Origin of the sequence: Enterobacter cloacae complex sp. P24RS (assembly GCF_014982165.1) — a bacterium.
GTDB classification, from domain to species: domain Bacteria; phylum Pseudomonadota; class Gammaproteobacteria; order Enterobacterales; family Enterobacteriaceae; genus Enterobacter; species Enterobacter quasihormaechei.
In genome coordinates, this window is record NZ_JADCKU010000002.1 from 150983 (window position 1) to 169044 (window position 18062).

The following is an 18062-nucleotide window of genomic DNA, read 5'->3' on the forward strand; positions in this document are numbered from 1 at the left end:
GCAACAATTGTCTGAATAGTTTACAGGGTGCTTTCTGAGTTCACCTGCATGTTTAGCTTTTTTTACCGATTATTCACATCCCGCGCGAAATTCACTGGGGCTGGCGCCCGTGCACTTCTTAAACACGCGAGAAAAATAGAGCTGATCTTCAAAGCCCACGTTACGTCCGACGGTGGCGATAGGCATTCGGGTGGTGCTGAGCAGCAGTTTCGCCTGGCTGATGCGCTGATCCTCACGCCAGCTGAGCACGCTCACGCCAAGCTGCTGGCGGAACAGGTGTGACAGGCGGGACGGCGAAAGACAGACGTGCTGGGCAACGCTGGCGATATCAAACTGGCTGTCGGCCAGATGGTCACTGATGTACTGACAGGCATCACGGACGCGGTTGTCCAGCGGCGGGTTAAGCGATTCGTTGATCGCCTCCATGCGGCGCAGCAGCACCTGCTCAAGCAGGTTGATCGCCAGCAGCTCGGCATAGCGCCCGCCCGCCTGCCCCGCCTCAATAATTTGTGCGAACAGCTCACGAAACTGCGCCAGATGCGCCTCATCCGGACGATAAAAACCGGTTTGCGCGAAAATAGCCGGCCATGAGAGCCACTCCTGCCAGTAGGCGCGCGGGCGGAAATAGACCCACTGGTGATACCATTCTTTGGCATCCGGGTGACGCCCGTAGTGGTGGATCTCCCCCGGCGGGAACAGCAGCATATCGCCCGGGCGGCAAACAAACTGCCGATCGCCGTTTTTGATCACCCCTTCCCCGCGTACGGTCAGGTTCAGAATATACCCTTTCATGCCGAGCGGTCGGTCGACGTAAAAATCGAGATACCCCTCGGCCTCAATTGGCGTCAGACCCGCCACCAGATGGGCGTTAAATGAGTATCCCGGCAGCAGGGGATCGTTTTGCGGTTCGGCCATAGATTCAGTTCTCCAAAGGGTCCTGAAGGAAACCATTTGTCCATATCGATAAAAGCAGTATAAAAATGGCCCGCGAAAAGATCCAAAAAGCATCACGCCTCTTTTACGTCCGCCATGTTTCAGCCTTTTCCCCTGATTTTTCTGCCGACACGGGCAGAGAAGCAGTAACAAAAGTGTCTATAAGTACGGCAGAAATGTCCACATTGAATATTTGCACGGCGTCACACTTTCCGTTGCTACAGCAATTTAGTCCATAAGATTAGCGGATCCTGCCTGACGATTTTTGTCCCCAGTCTCTAATGTTCTTCCATACCTGTTTCGGATGGAGCAACACCATGGCAATTGCAATTGGCCTCGATTTTGGCAGCGACTCGGTTCGCGCGCTGGCAGTGGACTGTACGACTGGCCAGGAGATAGCAACCAGCGTTGAGTGGTATCCGCGCTGGCAAGAGGGGCGCTACTGCGATGCGCCAAACAACCAGTTCCGTCACCACCCGCGCGATTACATTGAATCGATGGAAGCGGCGATCAAAACCGTGCTGGCTGAACTGACGGACGCCCAGCGGGCCGACGTCGTGGGGATTGGCGTCGACAGCACTGGCTCAACGCCGGCCCCTGTCGATGCCGAAGGCCGCGTGCTGGCGCTGCGCCCGGAGTTTGCCGACAACCCGAACGCCATGTTTGTGCTGTGGAAAGACCATACCGCCGTGGAAGAGGCGGAAGCCATCACCCGCTTATGCCATCAGCCGGGCAAGACCGACTACTCACGCTATATCGGCGGAATTTACTCCAGCGAGTGGTTCTGGGCCAAAATCCTGCACGTTACCCGCGCGGACGCTTCGGTCGCCCAGGCCGCGGCATCATGGATTGAGCTGTGCGACTGGGTGCCCGCCCTGCTCTCCGGCACCACTCGCCCGCAGGATATCCGCCGCGGACGCTGTAGCGCCGGACATAAATCCCTGTGGCATGAAGGCTGGGGCGGTCTTCCTCCGGCAGCGTTCTTCGATGAGCTTGACCCGATCATCAACAAAAACCTGACATACCCGCTCTTTACCGACACCTTCACCGCCGATATTCCGGTCGGCACGCTCTGCGAAGAGTGGGCGACGCGTCTCGGCCTGCCGCAAAATGTAACCATTTCCGGCGGCGCGTTCGACTGCCACATGGGCGCCGTGGGCGCGGGTGCACAGCCTAACACGCTGGTGAAAGTAATTGGCACCTCTACCTGCGACATCCTGACGGCAGATAAGGCCAGCGTCGGAGACCGCGCGGTAAAAGGCATCTGCGGCCAGGTTGACGGCAGCGTGGTGCCGGAGTTTATCGGCCTTGAAGCCGGACAGTCCGCGTTTGGTGATATCTACGCCTGGTTTGGCCGCGTGCTCGGCTGGCCGCTGGGTCAGCTGGCTGCCGCGCATCCTGAGCTGAAAACACAGATTATCGCGAGCAAAAAACAGCTCCTGCCGCAACTCACCGAAGCCTGGGCAAAAAATCCGTCTCTCGACCACCTTCCGGTGGTGCTGGACTGGTTCAACGGACGCCGCACGCCGTTCGCGAACCAGCGCCTGAAAGGGGTGATTACCGATCTCAACCTGGCGACCGACGCGCCCGCGCTGTTCGGCGGCCTGATTGCTGCCACCGCGTTCGGCGCGCGCGCCATTATGGAGTGCTTCACCGAACAGGGCATCGACGTGAACAACGTGATGGCGCTGGGCGGTATCGCCCGTAAAAACCCGGTGATTATGCAGGCCTGCTGCGACGTGCTGAACCGTCCGCTGCAAATAGTGGCCTCCGATCAGTGCTGTGCGCTGGGCGCCGCGATTTTCGCTGCCGTGGCCGCAGGCGTACATGCGGATATCCCGACCGCGCAACAGCATATGGCGAGCGCCGTCGAAAGTACGCTCCAGCCGCAGCCTCAGCAGGCACAACGCTTTGAACAGCTTTATCAGCGCTACCAGCAATGGGCAAAAAGCGCCGAACTTCACTATCTCCCTGTCGCCGCCCCGGCCAAAAGTACCGCGGACACTACGGCAACCCTGACACATTAAGGACACGATAATGACCATTTTTAATAATTATGAAGTGTGGTTTGTGATTGGCAGCCAGCATTTGTACGGGCCGGAAGCGTTGCAGCAGGTGACGAAACATGCGGAGCACGTTGTGAATGCCCTGAACGCGGAAGCCAAACTGCCGTGCAAACTGGTGCTGAAGCCGCTGGGTACGACGCCGGACGAAATCACCAACATCTGCCGCGATGCCAACTACGACGACAAATGCGCCGGCCTGGTGGTGTGGCTGCACACCTTCTCACCGGCCAAAATGTGGATCAACGGCCTGGCAATCCTCAATAAACCGCTGCTGCAATTCCACACTCAGTTCAATGCCTCCCTGCCGTGGGACAGCATCGACATGGACTTCATGAACCTGAACCAGACCGCGCACGGCGGCCGCGAGTTCGGCTTCATCGGCGCGCGCATGCGCCAGCAGCACGCCGTGGTGACCGGCCACTGGCAGGACGGCCAGGCACAACAACGCATTGGCTCCTGGATGCGTCAGGCGGTCTCTAAGCAGGACACCCGTCACCTGAAGGTGGTGCGTTTTGGCGACAACATGCGCGAAGTGGCGGTCACCGACGGTGACAAAGTGGCCGCGCAGATCAAGTTTGGCTTCTCCGTGAACACCTGGGCGGTGGGCGACCTGGTGCAGGTGGTGAATGACATCAGCGAGGGTGACGTTAACGCGCTGGTAGATGAATATGAAAGCAGCTACCGCCTGACGCCTGCGGCGCAAGTTAACGGCGACAAGCGCCAGAACGTGCTGGATGCCGCACGCATTGAGCTGGGCATGAAGCGTTTTCTGGAACAGGGCGGCTTCCACGCCTTTACCACTACATTTGAAGACCTGCACGGCCTGAAACAGCTGCCGGGTCTGGCAGTACAACGTCTGATGCAGCAGGGCTACGGCTTTGCGGGCGAAGGCGACTGGAAAACTGCCGCTCTGCTTCGCATCATGAAGGTGATGTCGACCGGTCTACAGGGCGGCACCTCCTTTATGGAGGACTATACCTACCACTTTGAGAACGGCAACGATCTTGTGCTCGGCTCGCACATGCTGGAAGTGTGTCCCTCCATCGCGGTTGAAGAGAAACCGATCCTTGACGTGCAGTACCTCGGCATTGGCGGCAAAGCGGATCCGGCCCGTCTTATCTTCAACACCCGTACCGGCCCGGCCATCAACGCCAGCCTGATCGACCTCGGCGACCGCTTCCGCCTGCTGGTGAACTGCGTCGATGCGGTTGAAACCCCGCACTCTCTGCCGAAGCTGCCGGTCGCCAATGCCTTGTGGAAAGCGCAGCCGGACCTGCCAACCGCGTCAGAGGCGTGGATCCTGGCGGGTGGCGCGCACCACACCGTCTTCAGCCATGCGCTTGACCTGAACGATATGCGTCAGTTTGCCGAGCTGCACGACATCGAGCTGACCGTGATTGATAACGACACCCGTCTGCCAGCCTTTAAAGACGCGCTGCGCTGGAACGAAGTCTATTACGGTTCAAAACGCTAAGTACGCAATGCCCGGTGGCACTGCGTTTACCGGGCCTACGCTCCTGTAGGCCGGATAAGCGAAGCGCCATCCGGCACTGGAGACAACCATGTTAGAAGATCTCAAACGTCAGGTACTTGAAGCTAACCTGGCGCTGCCAAAACATAACCTGGTGACCCTGACCTGGGGCAACGTCAGCGCCGTTGACCGGGAAAAAGGGGTATTCGTGATCAAGCCTTCGGGCGTGGATTACACGGTGATGACCGCAGAGGATATGGTCGTGGTCAGCATCGAAACGGGCGAAGTGGTCGAAGGCAACAAAAAGCCCTCATCCGATACGCCGACTCATCGCCTGCTGTATCAGTCCTTCCCGACCATCGGCGGCATCGTGCATACCCATTCGCGTCACGCGACCATCTGGGCGCAGGCGGGCCAGTCCATTCCGGCCACCGGCACCACCCACGCGGACTACTTTTACGGCACCATTCCCTGCACGCGTCTGATGACCGATGCGGAGATTAACGGTGAGTACGAATGGGAAACGGGTAATGTGATCGTCGAAACCTTTGAAAAACAGGGGATCGACGCGGCGCAGATGCCCGGCGTGCTGGTGCACTCCCACGGCCCGTTTGCCTGGGGGAAAAATGCGGAAGATGCGGTGCATAACGCGATAGTGCTGGAGGAAGTCGCCTACATGGGGATCTTCTGCCGCCAGCTGGCGCCGCAATTGCCGGATATGCAGCAAACCCTGCTGGATAAGCATTATCTGCGCAAGCACGGCGCGAAGGCGTACTACGGGCAGTAAATCATTGCCCGGTGGCGCTGCGCTTGCCGGGCCTACGGGTCCTGTAGGCCGGATAAGCGCAGCGCCATCCGGCAAAACAGGCACTGTATAAAACCCCAGCAAACACCCCTCAACCAGGCTATAATCAGGCCTGGTTTTGTTTTATGGGATCGCAGCGTGGCACAGGCGCAAGAAGGCTTTTTACTGACCCGACACTGGCGGGATACTCCTCAGGGCACCGAGGTTGCGTTCTGGCTGGCGACGGATAACGGCCCGCTGCACGTTACCCTGCCGCCTCAGGAGTCCGTGGCGTTTATCCCTGAAGGCCACGTCGAGAAGGTAAAGCAGCTGCTGCGCGGTGAAAACGGCTGGCGCCTCACGCCTCTTGAGCTAAAAGATTTCCACCGTCAGCCGGTGTATGGCCTTTACTGCCGCGCCCATCGCCAGCTGATGCGCTACGAAAAGCTGCTGCGCGAAGCGGGCGTAACGCTCTACGAAGCGGACATTCGCCCGCCGGAACGTTTTCTGATGGAGCGGTTTATTACCGCGCCCGTCTGGGTGGACGGCGCGGAAAAGAATGGCAGTCTCGTGAACGCGCGCCTCAAGCCTAACCCGAATTATCGCCCGCCGCTCAAGTGGGTCTCGCTGGATATCGAAACCACCCGCCACGGTGAACTGTATTGCATTGGCCTGGAAGGCTGCGGGCAGCGGGTTGTCTATATGCTCGGGCCACCGAACGGCGATGCATCCGCGCTGGATTTTCAGCTTGAGTACGTCAGCAGCCGCCCGCAGCTGCTGGAGAAGCTTAACCAGTGGTTTGCCGAGCACGATCCGGACGTGCTGATAGGCTGGAACGTCGTCCAGTTTGACCTGCGCGTGCTGCAAAAACATGCCGAACGTTACCGCATTCCCTTAATACTGGGACGCGGCAACAGCGAGCTGGAGTGGCGTGAGCACGGTTTCAAGAACGGCGTTTTCTTTGCCCAGGCCAATGGTCGCCTGATTCTCGACGGCATCGAGGCGCTGAAATCCGCCTTCTGGAACTTCTCGTCATTCTCCCTCGAAGCGGTCGCCCGGGAGCTGCTCGGCGAAGGGAAATCCATCGACAATCCCTGGGACAGAATGGACGAGATTGACCGGCGCTTTAACGAAGATAAGCCGGCGCTCGCCACCTATAACCTGAAGGACTGCGAGCTGGTGACGCAGATTTTCCACAAAACCGAGATCATGCCGTTCCTGCTGGAGCGCGCGACGGTGAACGGCCTGGCGGTCGACAGGCACGGCGGCTCGGTAGCCGCCTTTAGCCACCTCTATTTCCCACGAATGCACCGTGCGGGCTACGTTGCGCCCAACCTCGGGGACGTGCCGCCGCAGGCCAGCCCCGGCGGCTACGTGATGGATTCTCGGCCCGGGCTGTATGACTCGGTTCTGGTGCTGGACTATAAAAGCCTGTACCCGTCGATTATCCGCACCTTCCTCATTGACCCGGTAGGGCTGGTGGAGGGGATGGCGCAGCCAGATGATGAACACAGCACCGAAGGTTTTCTCGGGGCACGCTTCTCGCGCGAAAAACACTGCCTGCCGGAAATCGTGGGAAACATCTGGCACGGCCGCGACGAGGCGAAACGCCACGGCAACAAGCCGCTCTCACAGGCGCTAAAAATCATTATGAACGCCTTTTACGGCGTGCTGGGTACCAGCGCCTGCCGCTTCTTTGATCCGCGTCTGGCGTCGTCCATCACCATGCGCGGGCACGAGATTATGCGCCAGACCAAAGCACTGATTGAATCCCGGGGCTATGACGTCATTTATGGCGATACCGACTCCACCTTTGTCTGGCTGAAAGCTGCCCATTCGGAAGACGACGCCGCGCAAATCGGCAAAGATCTGGTCGCCTTTGTGAACGACTGGTGGCGCGAAACTTTGCAAAAAGAGCGGTTAACCAGCGCGTTAGAGCTGGAGTTTGAAACCCATTTCACCCGCTTTCTAATGCCAACCATTCGCGGAACCGACCAGGGCAGCAAGAAGCGCTACGCCGGGCTGATTCAGGAAGGTGAAGCGCAGCGGATGGTGTTTAAGGGGCTGGAGACGGTGCGCACCGACTGGACGCCGCTGGCACAGCAGTTCCAGCAGACGCTCTACCTGCGAATATTCCGCAATGAGCCTTATCAGGATTACGTGCGCGACACCATCGCCAGCCTGATGGCGGGTGAACTGGATGACCAGCTGGTGTATCGCAAACGCCTGCGCCGCCCGCTGGCGGAGTATCAGCGTAACGTTCCCCCTCACGTGCGCGCCGCGCGGCTGGCGGACGAAGAGAACGTTCGTCGGGGACGCGCACCGCAGTATCAGAACCGGGGGACCATAAAATACGTCTGGACGACGAACGGACCGGAACCCGTTGATTATCAACAGTCGCCTCTCGATTACGATCACTACCTCACCCGCCAGCTTCAGCCGGTTGCGGAGGGAATTTTACCGTTCATCGACGACGACTTTGCTACACTAGTGACAGGACAACTTGGGCTATTTTGACGCGTGACGAAACCGTTGCCATCCAGTACCATAGCGCCCTTTCCATTCCCGGACCCATTTTTCGATGACCGTCTTTTTTGACGGGGGTCGAACTATTGCCTGCAATTAAAGATTAGAGCCGAACAACTATGCCTTTTACACTTGGTCAACGCTGGATCAGCGATACAGAAAGCGAACTTGGATTAGGAACCGTCGTTGCCGTCGATGCGCGCATGGTTACCCTCCTTTTCCCTGCTACCGGTGAAAACCGCCTGTACGCTCGCAATGACTCCCCTGTTACCCGCGTAATGTTCAATCCGGGTGATACCGTGACCAGCCATGACGGCTGGCAGCTAAAGGTTGAAGACGTAAAAGAAGAGAATGGACTGCTCGCCTACATCGGAACGCGCCTTGATACCGACGAGACGAACGTCATCCTGCGTGAAGTGCTGCTCGACAGCAAACTGGTGTTCAGCAAGCCGCAGGACCGTCTGTTTGCCGGGCAAATCGACCGAATGGATCGCTTCTCCCTGCGCTACCGCGCGCGTAAGTTCCAGAGTGAACAGTACCGCATGCCGTGGAGCGGCCTGCGCGGTCAGCGTACCAGCCTGATCCCCCATCAGCTGAACATCGCCCATGACGTGGGCCGTCGCCATGCGCCTCGCGTGCTGCTGGCTGACGAAGTGGGCCTGGGTAAAACCATCGAAGCCGGCATGATCCTGCACCAGCAGCTGCTCTCTGGCGCTGCCGAGCGCGTGCTGATTGTGGTGCCGGAAACGCTGCAACACCAGTGGCTGGTCGAGATGCTGCGCCGCTTTAACCTGCGCTTCTCCCTGTTCGACGACGAGCGTTATGCCGAAGCCCAGCACGACGCGGACAACCCGTTTGAAACCGAACAGCTGGTCATTTGCTCCCTGGACTTCGTGCGCCGCAGCAAGCAGCGCCTGGAGCATCTGTGCGATGCTGAATGGGATCTGATGGTCGTCGACGAAGCACACCACCTCGTCTGGAGCGAAGATGCGCCAAGCCGTGAATACATGGCGATCGAGCAGCTTGCCGAGCGCGTACCGGGCGTTCTGCTCCTGACCGCAACGCCGGAGCAGCTGGGTCTTGAGAGCCACTTCGCCCGTCTGCGCCTGCTCGACCCGAACCGTTTCCACGATTTTGTGCAGTTTGTTGAAGAGCAGAAAAACTACCGTCCGGTAGCGGACGCCGTCGCGCTGCTGCTGGCAGGTAATCGTCTCTCTAATGATGAACTCAACACCCTGAGCGATCTGATTGGCGAGCAGGACATCGAGCCGCTGCTTCAGGCCGCGAACAGCGACAGTGATAACGCGGGATCCGCGCGTAAAGAGCTGATCGACATGCTGATGGACCGTCACGGCACCAGCCGCGTGCTGTTCCGCAACACCCGTAACGGCGTGAAGGGGTTCCCGAAACGCGAGCTGCACACCATCAAGCTGCCGCTGCCGACCCAGTATCAGACCGCGATTAAAGTCTCCGGCATCATGGGCACCCGTAAATCGGCGGAAGATCGCGCGCGCGACATGCTCTACCCGGAGCAGATTTATCAGGAATTTGAAGGCGACACCGGCACCTGGTGGAACTTCGATCCGCGCGTGGAGTGGCTGATGGGCTACCTGACCGCGCACCGTTCCCAGAAGGTGCTGGTGATCTGCGCCAAAGCCGCCACCGCGCTTCAGCTGGAACAGGTTCTGCGCGAGCGTGAAGGTATTCGCGCCGCCGTGTTCCACGAAGGCATGTCCATTGTCGAGCGCGACCGCGCTGCGGCCTGGTTTGGTGAAGAGGACAGCGGCGCACAGGTTCTGCTGTGCTCCGAAATCGGTTCTGAAGGCCGTAACTTCCAGTTTGCCAGCAATCTGGTGATGTTTGATCTGCCGTTTAACCCGGATCTGCTGGAGCAGCGTATCGGCCGTCTGGATCGTATCGGTCAGGCGCACGACATTCAGATCCACGTTCCGTATCTGGAGAAAACCGCTCAGTCCGTTCTGGTTCGCTGGTATCACGAAGGGCTGGATGCGTTTGAACATACCTGTCCGACGGGCCGCACCATTTATGACCAGGTGCATGGCGATCTGATCGGTTATCTCGCGGCGCCGGAAAATACCGACGGCTTTGATGAGCTGATCAAATCCTGCCGCGAGAAGCACGACGCGCTGAAAGCCCAGCTGGAGCAGGGGCGCGACCGCCTGCTGGAGATCCATTCCAACGGCGGTGAAAAAGCGCAGCAGCTTGCCGAAAGTATTGAAGAACAGGACGACGACACCAGCCTCATCAGCTTCTCCATGAACCTGTTCGACATCGTCGGCATTAACCAGGACGATCGCGGCGAGAACATGATCGTGCTGACCCCGTCCGATCACATGCTGGTGCCGGATTTCCCGGGCCTGCCGGAAGATGGCTGCACCATCACCTTTGAGCGTGATGTGGCGCTGTCCCGCGAAGACGCACAGTTCATCACCTGGGAGCACCCGCTGATCCGCAACGGTCTGGATCTGATCCTCTCCGGCGATACCGGCAGCAGCACCATCTCCCTGTTGAAGAACAAAGCGTTGCCCGTGGGCACGCTGCTGGTGGAGCTGATCTACGTTGTGGAAGCGCAGGCGCCGAAACAGCTTCAGCTTAACCGCTTCCTGCCGCCAACGCCGGTGCGTCTGCTGCTGGATAAAAACGGTACGAACCTGGCCGGCCAGGTGGAGTTTGAAAGCTTCAACCGCCAGTTGAGCGCGGTCAACCGCCATACCGGCAGCAAGCTGGTGAATGCGGTGCAGCAGGACGTGCATGCCATCCTGCAACTGGGTGAAGCCCAGGCCGAAAAAGCGGCCAGAGAGCTGATCGATGCGGCGCGCAGCGAAGCCGACGAGAAGCTGTCAGCTGAACTGTCGCGTCTGGAAGCGTTGAAAGCGGTGAACCCGAACATTCGTGACGATGAACTGGCCGCGATTGAGAGCAACCGTCAGCAGGTGCTGGAAAGCCTGAATCAGGCGGGATGGCGTCTCGACGCCCTGCGCCTTATCGTTGTGACGCATCAGTAAGCGGAGCGCAAGATGGTAATGGAGCCCTACGATCCCCCGATGGAACCGTGGCTGGTCATTCTGTATCAGGATGAGCACATTATGGTGGTCAACAAGCCAAGCGGCTTGTTGTCCGTGCCGGGCCGTCTGGATGAGCACAAGGACAGCGTGATGACGCGCATTCAGCGCGATTATCCGCAGGCCGAGTCTGTCCATCGTCTGGATATGGCCACCAGCGGCGTGATTGTGGTGGCGCTGAATAAACCCGCGGAGCGCGAGCTTAAGCGTCAGTTCCGCGAGCGCGAGCCGAAGAAGCAGTATGTCGCCCGCGTGTGGGGCCATCCGGCGCAGGCGGAAGGGCTGGTGGATTTACCGCTGATTTGCGACTGGCCGAACCGGCCAAAGCAGAAGGTGTGTTATGAAACCGGCAAGGCCGCGCAAACCGAGTATGAAGTGCTGGAGTACGCGCCGGATAACACCGCCCGCGTCCTGCTGAAGCCGATTACCGGGCGCTCCCACCAGCTGCGCGTGCATATGCTGGCGATGGGTCACCCCATTCTGGGAGACAGATTTTATGCGCCGCCGGAAGCGCTGGCGTTAGCGCCGCGCCTGCAACTGCATGCGCAGACGCTCACCATCACCCACCCTGCTTTCGGCAACACCATGACGTTTAAAGCCCCGGTGGACTTCTGAAAAAAAGGCCCGACGCTGTGTCGGGCCTTTTTTTATTTAAAACCTTTCTGCTCTTTAATCAGCTCGTAGGCTTTCTGGATTTCCTGCGCTTTCTGTTTCGCCATCTCCATCATCTCTGGCGGCAGGCCTTTCGCCACCAGCTTATCCGGATGGTGCTCGCTCATCAGCTTACGATACGCGCGTTTGATGGTCGTGACATCGTCAGACGGCTTCACGCCGAGGACGTTACAGGCATCTTCAAGCGTAGGGCCACGCTGCGCCTGCTGCCAGCCGCCGCCGGACGATTGCTGCTGATAACCGCCGCCAAAGTGCGCACCGCCCTGCATCATACGCAGGAACTGGTCGAACTGCATACGGGAAATGCCCAGCTCTTCGGCAATCACGTATAAGACGTCCCGTTCATTCGGATGCAGAGAGCCATCCGCGAAAGCGGCCTGGATTTGAATTTCCAGAAACATCCGAATTAAATCAAAGCGCCCGAAACAGATGCTACGGAACTGCCGCATTTTTTCTCGCAGCGGGTAGTTATCTGCTTTACCAATCCGGAACGCATTCTGCGCCGCGATGCGTGATTCGCCGTGCAGATTCATGCGATCCATAAAGACGCTGGCGACCTGAATGTCGGCTTCCGTTACGCGCCCTTTTGATTTGGTTAAATGCCCCATCACCTCAAAGGTGGTGGAGAAAAAGAGTGACTGGCGCTCGCGCTGGTTGGCAAACCAGGCCATTTTGCGGCTGCGTGCCTTATCAAACATATGACCGATAATGAGGCCAAGAACAACGCCCCAGAATCCGGCACCCATAATAATTGCGAACGCAACGCCGATTATTTTACCCCAATACTGCATATACTCCCCGAATGGTCATGTTCCTGGCCGACGCAACGCCATCATTACAGTGGTCGCGCCACGGTCAATTGAGGGACATCGCCTATAATTTGCATTATCATACTCGTCATTCGATAGCGAGCCTAACACTCTGGCGCGCAAACGGGCAGGATTAACGCTGGTACTGCGCTGATGAGTAAGATAGTCTCTGAGCGTTTGTAAGCCGTAGCCACTGATGACGGAACAATAAAATACAACGTATGAAAAAACGTATCCCCACCCTTCTGGCCACAATGATTGGCACCGCCCTGTATAGCCAACAGGGGCTCGCAGCCGATCTCGCCTCGCAGTGTATGCTTGGCGTCCCAAGTTACAATCGCCCACTGGTGAAAGGCGATACGAATGACTTACCCGTCACCATTAATGCCGACAGCGCAAAAGGTAATTATCCTGACAACGCGACCTTTACGGGCAATGTCGATATTAACCAGGGAAACAGCCGTCTGCTGGCTGACGAAGTGCAATTGCACCAGAAGCAACCGGAAGGTGCCCAGGCGCCTGTCCGTACGGTGGATGCGCTGGGTAATGTGCACTATGACGACAATCAGGTCATCCTGAAAGGTCCGAAAGCCTGGTCCAATCTGAATACGAAAGATACCAACGTCTGGGAAGGTGATTACCAGATGGTGGGTCGTCAGGGTCGCGGAACCGCAGACCTGATGAAGCAGCGCGGCGAAAACCGCTACACCATTCTTGAAAACGGTACGTTTACGTCCTGTTTGCCTGGGTCAAATACCTGGAGCGTCGTGGGCAGTGAAGTGATCCACGACCGTGAAGAACAGGTCGCCGAGATCTGGAACGCTCGCTTCAAGCTTGGCCCGGTGCCGATTTTCTATAGTCCTTACCTGCAATTGCCGGTGGGCGACAAACGTCGTTCGGGCTTCCTGATCCCGAACGCCAAGTACAGCACGTCGAACTACTTTGAGTTCTACCTGCCGTACTACTGGAACATTGCGCCCAACATGGACGCCACGATCACGCCGCACTATATCCACAAGCGCGGTAACATCATGTGGGAGAACGAGTTCCGCTATCTGACCAAGGCGGGCGCGGGTCTGATGGAATTTGATTATCTGCCATCAGATAAAGTGTTCCAGGACGAGCATCCTTCCGAAGGCGATAAGCACCGTTGGATGTACTACTGGAAGCACGCCGGGGTATTGGATCAGGTATGGCGCTTCAACATCGACTATACCAAGGTCAGCGATCCGTATTACTTCAACGACTTTGACTCTAAATACGGGTCCAGTACCGACGGTTACGCCACGCAGAAATTCAGCGTGGGCTACGCCATTGAGAACTTTGACGCCACCGTGTCGACCAAGCAGTTCCAGGTATTTGATACGCAATCGCGCAGTACCTACGGTGCAGAGCCGCAGCTGGACGTGAACTGGTATCAGAACGATGTGGGTCCTTTCGACACGCTCGTTTATGCTCAGGCGGTTCATTTCGTCAACACCAACTCGGATATGCCGGAATCAACGCGTCTGCATATCGAGCCAACGATCAATCTGCCATGGTCAAACGACTGGGCGAGCCTCAACACCGAAGCCAAGCTGATGGCCACCCACTACCAGCAGAAGAATCTGGACTGGTATAACAAACGCTATGGCACCGATCTTGAAGAGTCGGTAAACCGTACGCTTCCGCAGTTCAAAATGGACGGAAAGCTGATCTTCGAACGTGATATGGGTCTTCTCGCCGATGGATACACCCAGACGCTTGAGCCGCGTATGCAGTATCTCTACGTGCCTTATCGCGATCAGAGCAAAATTCAAAACTACGACTCGTCTTTCCTGCAATCAGACTACAGCGGCCTGTTCCGTGACCGTACCTACGGCGGCCTTGACCGTATTGCGTCTGCTAACCAGTTAACGACCGGCGTCACAACGCGCGTTTATGATGATGCTGCCGTTGAACGTTTTAACGTTTCTGTTGGTCAAATCTACTATTTCACCGAGTCTCGTACCGGTGATGACGACATTAACTGGGAGAAAGACAACAAAACGGGCTCACTGGTATGGGCAGGCGATACCTACTGGCGCATGACGGATCGTTGGGGTCTGCGCGGTGGTGTTCAGTACGATACACGACTGGACAATATCGCGACGGGCAGCGCTGCCATTGAGTATCGTCGTGATGAAGACCGCATGTTGCAGTTGACGTATCGTTACGCCAGCCCGGAGTATATCCAGGCGACGCTGCCTAACTATGCGAATACGGACCAATACAAAGACGGTATTTCACAGGTAGGTACTGCCGCGAGCTGGCCGATCGCCGATCGCTGGTCAGTCGTCGGGGCCTACTACTATGACACGAATGCCCAAAAACCTGCCGACCAGATGTTAGGTCTGCAATATAACTCCTGCTGTTACGCAATACGTGTCGGTTACGAACGCAAACTTAACGGCTGGGATACGCAAAACAGTCAGGGCAAATACGATAACGTGATTGGCTTTAATATCGAGTTGCGCGGCCTGAGTTCTAACTACGGTCTGGGCACGCAGCAGATGCTGCGCTCGAACATTCTGCCGTATCGTAGTTCATTGTAATGTGCTTGATTTACAACGTAATCCGCTTTGCGGTTAATTGAAATGGAAAAAGTATGAAGAACTGGAAAACGCTGCTACTCGGTGTCGCTATGGTTGCGAATACCAGCTTCGCGGCCCCACAGGTTGTCGATAAAGTCGCGGCTGTGGTTAACAACGGCGTCGTGCTTGAAAGTGACGTTGACGGTTTGATGAAATCTGTAAAGCTCAATTCGGGCGAAGCAGGTCAACAACTTCCGGATGACGCCACGCTGCGCCACCAGATCCTGGAACGTCTGATCATGGATCAGATTGTCCTGCAAATGGGCCAGAAAATGGGCGTGACGATCTCTGACGAGCAGCTCGATCAGGCGATCGCCAACATCGCAAAGCAGAACAACATTACCCCGGATCAGATGCGTAGCCGCCTGGCCTATGACGGCATCAGCTATGCCACCTACCGTAATCAGATCCGTAAAGAGATGCTGATTTCAGAAGTGCGTAATAATGAAGTCCGTCGCCGCGTCACCATCCTGCCTCAGGAAGTGGAAGCTCTGGCAAAACAGGTGGGTAATCAGAATGATGCCAGCACCGAGCTTAACCTGAGCCACATCCTGATCCCACTGCCGGAAAACCCAACCTCCGATCAGGCGGCTGAGGCAGAAAGCCAGGCGCGCGCTATCGTTGAGCAGGCGCGTAATGGCGATGACTTCGGCAAGCTGGCCATCACGTACTCTGCTGACCAGCAGGCGCTGAAAGGCGGCCAGATGGGCTGGGGACGTATTCAGGAGCTGCCATCCCTGTTTGCACAGGCGCTGAGCACGGCGAAGAAAGGCGACATCGTCGGTCCTATCCGTTCCGGTGTGGGCTTCCACATTCTGAAAGTGAACGATCTGCGCGGCCAGAGCCAGAACATTTCCGTCACCGAAGTTCACGCGCGTCATATCCTGCTTAAACCGTCTCCGATCATGACTGACGATCAGGCCCGTGCGAAGCTGGAACAGATCGCGGCAGACATCAAGAGCGGTAAAACCACCTTTGATAAAGCGGCAAAAGAGTTCTCTCAGGATCCTGGCTCTGCTAACCAGGGCGGTGACCTGGGTTGGGCGGCAGCCGATATTTACGATCCGGCTTTCCGCGATGCGTTAATGAAGCTGAACAAAGGCCAGATGAGCGCGCCAGTGCACTCCTCCTTCGGCTGGCATCTGATCCAGCTGATGGACACCCGCAACGTGGATAAAACCGACGCGGCACAGAAAGACCGAGCGTATCGTATGCTGTTCAACCGTAAGTTCTCTGAAGAAGCTGCAACCTGGATGCAGGAACAACGCGCCAGCGCTTACGTGAAGGTCCTGAGCAACTGATGAAGCCGCATCGTGTTGCGATCACTCCCGGCGAACCCGCCGGGATTGGGCCTGACCTTGTGGTTCAGCTCGCCCAGCGTAGCTGGCCAGTCGAGCTGGTTGTCTGCGCTGATGCAACACTGTTACAAGACCGGGCAGCCTTGCTCGGTCTGCCTTTAACGCTCATCCCATACGTTGAAGGCCAACAGCCCGCACCGCAGCAGGCTGGCACCCTCACCCTGCTCTCTGTTCCGCTTCGTGCACCTGTTGTCCCCGGTGAGTTACACACTGAAAACGGCCACTACGTTGTCGAGACGCTGGCGCGCGCCTGTGACGGGTGTCTGAAGGGCGAATTTGCCGCCCTGATCACCGGTCCGGTGCATAAAGGCGTAATCAACGACGCGGGCATTCCATTTACCGGGCATACCGAATTTTTCGAAGAGCGTTCGCACAGCCCGAAAGTGGTCATGATGCTGGCAACCGAAGAAATGCGCGTTGCGCTGGTTACGACTCACCTGCCCATCAAAGCCATTCCGGATGCCATTACGCCTGAACTCCTGCGTGAGATCATCGGCATTTTGCATCACGATCTGCAAACCAAATTCGGCATTCCGCAGCCGCATGTGCTGGTTTGTGGCCTGAATCCGCACGCGGGTGAGGGCGGACATATGGGCACCGAAGAGATCGACACCATCATTCCGGTACTTGAGGAGATGCGGGCGAAAGGGATGAACCTCAGCGGGCCATTGCCTGCCGACACCCTTTTCCAGCCCAAATACCTGGATAATGCTGACGCCGTGCTCGCGATGTACCACGATCAGGGTCTGCCCGTGCTAAAATACCAGGGCTTTGGCCGCGGGGTGAATATCACCCTCGGTTTACCCTTTATTCGAACGTCCGTTGACCACGGTACTGCGCTGGATCTGGCAGGCCAGGGAAAAGCGGATGTCGGCAGTTTTATTACGGCGCTTAATCTCGCCATCAAAATGATTGTTAATACTCAATGACTAATCGAGTCCATCAGGGCCACTTAGCCCGTAAACGCTTCGGGCAAAACTTTCTCAACGATCAGTTCGTGATCGACAGCATCGTCTCTGCCATTAATCCGCAGAAAGGCCAGGCCATGGTCGAAATCGGCCCGGGTCTTGCCGCGCTGACCGAGCCGGTAGGCGAACGCCTTGACGAACTGACCGTTATCGAACTTGACCGCGATCTGGCCGCGCGTCTGCAAACGCATCCGTTCCTCGGGCCGAAGCTGACGATTTATCAGCAAGATGCGATGACCATGAACTTCGGCGAACTGTCAGAAAAAATGGGCCAGCCGCTGCGCGTGTTCGGTAACCTGCCGTACAACATCTCCACCCCGCTGATGTTCCATCTGTTTAGCTATACTGATGCCATTGCCGACATGCACTTCATGCTGCAAAAAGAGGTCGTTAACCGTCTGGTTGCAGGGCCGAACAGTAAGGCGTATGGTCGTTTAAGCGTGATGGCGCAATATTACTGCAACGTGATCCCGGTATTAGAAGTACCGCCTACCGCGTTCACGCCGCCGCCAAAAGTGGATTCTGCGGTGGTACGCCTGGTGCCGCATAAAACGATGCCGTACCCGGTCAAAGACCTGCGCGTGCTGAGCCGTATTACCACTGAAGCCTTTAACCAGCGTCGTAAAACGATTCGTAACAGCCTTGGCAATCTGTTTACCGTTGACGTGTTAGCTGAGTTGGGTATCGACCCGGCAATGCGTGCGGAAAATATTTCCGTTGAGCAGTACTGCAAGCTGGCTAATTACATCAGCGACAATGCGCCGCCGAAGGAGAGCTAAG

12 protein-coding genes are annotated in these 18062 nt (G+C 57.2%); 10 read left to right on the forward strand and 2 right to left on the reverse strand.

What is annotated here, in order from left to right; translation table 11 throughout:
• Positions 1 to 69: 69 nt before the first annotated feature.
• Positions 70 to 915: an arabinose operon transcriptional regulator AraC gene (gene araC, locus INF58_RS01565; RefSeq protein WP_028015490.1), complete on the reverse strand. Its 846-nt coding sequence runs from the start codon at positions 913 to 915 to the stop codon at positions 70 to 72.
• Positions 916 to 1250: 335 nt separating this feature from the next.
• Here araC and araB point away from each other — a divergent pair, with 335 nt between their 5' ends.
• The 6 genes from araB (at position 1251) to rluA (ending at position 11478) form a co-directional block, all read left to right on the forward strand.
• Positions 1251 to 2960: a ribulokinase gene (gene araB / locus INF58_RS01570; protein WP_193526855.1), complete on the forward strand. Its 1710-nt coding sequence runs from the start codon at positions 1251 to 1253 to the stop codon at positions 2958 to 2960.
• Positions 2961 to 2970: 10 nt separating this feature from the next.
• Positions 2971 to 4473 carry an L-arabinose isomerase gene (gene araA, locus INF58_RS01575; protein WP_063450678.1) on the forward strand — a complete coding sequence of 501 codons (1503 nt, stop codon included), beginning with the start codon at positions 2971 to 2973 and terminating at the stop codon, positions 4471 to 4473.
• 88 nt (positions 4474 to 4561) lie between these two features.
• On the forward strand, positions 4562 to 5257 hold the full coding sequence (gene araD / locus INF58_RS01580) for an L-ribulose-5-phosphate 4-epimerase (RefSeq protein WP_063867439.1): 696 nt from the start codon (positions 4562 to 4564) through the stop codon (positions 5255 to 5257).
• 156 nt (positions 5258 to 5413) lie between these two features.
• The gene (polB, locus tag INF58_RS01585; RefSeq protein WP_193526856.1) at positions 5414 to 7771 is read left to right on the forward strand and encodes a DNA polymerase II; all 2358 of its coding nucleotides are present in this window, start codon (positions 5414 to 5416) and stop codon (positions 7769 to 7771) included.
• Positions 7772 to 7899: 128 nt separating this feature from the next.
• Positions 7900 to 10806, forward strand: a complete 2907-nt coding sequence (gene rapA, locus INF58_RS01590) for an RNA polymerase-associated protein RapA (RefSeq protein ID WP_193526857.1) — start codon at positions 7900 to 7902, stop codon at positions 10804 to 10806.
• Between the two features lie 12 nt (positions 10807 to 10818).
• Positions 10819 to 11478 carry a bifunctional tRNA pseudouridine(32) synthase/23S rRNA pseudouridine(746) synthase RluA gene (rluA, locus tag INF58_RS01595; RefSeq protein ID WP_193526858.1) on the forward strand — a complete coding sequence of 220 codons (660 nt, stop codon included), beginning with the start codon at positions 10819 to 10821 and terminating at the stop codon, positions 11476 to 11478.
• Between the two features lie 32 nt (positions 11479 to 11510).
• Here the strand turns inward: rluA and djlA are convergent, their stop codons facing one another.
• Entirely contained in the window at positions 11511 to 12326 is an 816-nt protein-coding gene (gene djlA / locus INF58_RS01600; RefSeq protein WP_063867435.1) for a co-chaperone DjlA, read from the reverse strand.
• A gap of 239 nt (positions 12327 to 12565) precedes the next feature.
• Between djlA and lptD the strand changes: the two genes are divergently transcribed.
• Genes lptD through rsmA form a run of 4 tightly spaced genes read left to right on the forward strand, consistent with a single transcriptional unit; the run spans position 12566 to position 18061 of the window.
• Complete coding sequence (gene lptD, locus INF58_RS01605) at positions 12566 to 14917, forward strand: LPS assembly protein LptD (RefSeq protein ID WP_193526859.1); 2352 nt, start codon at positions 12566 to 12568, stop codon at positions 14915 to 14917.
• A 53-nt stretch (positions 14918 to 14970) separates the two neighbouring features.
• Positions 14971 to 16257: a peptidylprolyl isomerase SurA gene (gene surA, locus INF58_RS01610; RefSeq protein WP_063867433.1), complete on the forward strand. Its 1287-nt coding sequence runs from the start codon at positions 14971 to 14973 to the stop codon at positions 16255 to 16257.
• A complete protein-coding gene (gene pdxA, locus INF58_RS01615) occupies positions 16257 to 17243 on the forward strand; it encodes a 4-hydroxythreonine-4-phosphate dehydrogenase PdxA (protein WP_063450687.1) in 987 nt (328 codons plus the stop codon). The genes surA and pdxA overlap by 1 nt, the downstream gene beginning before the upstream one ends.
• Positions 17240 to 18061 (forward strand): 16S rRNA (adenine(1518)-N(6)/adenine(1519)-N(6))-dimethyltransferase RsmA, encoded by an 822-nt coding sequence (rsmA, locus tag INF58_RS01620; protein WP_063450688.1) that lies wholly within the window; start codon positions 17240 to 17242, stop codon positions 18059 to 18061. Before pdxA ends, rsmA begins: the two co-directional genes overlap by 4 nt.
• Position 18062: the final 1 nt, after the last annotated feature.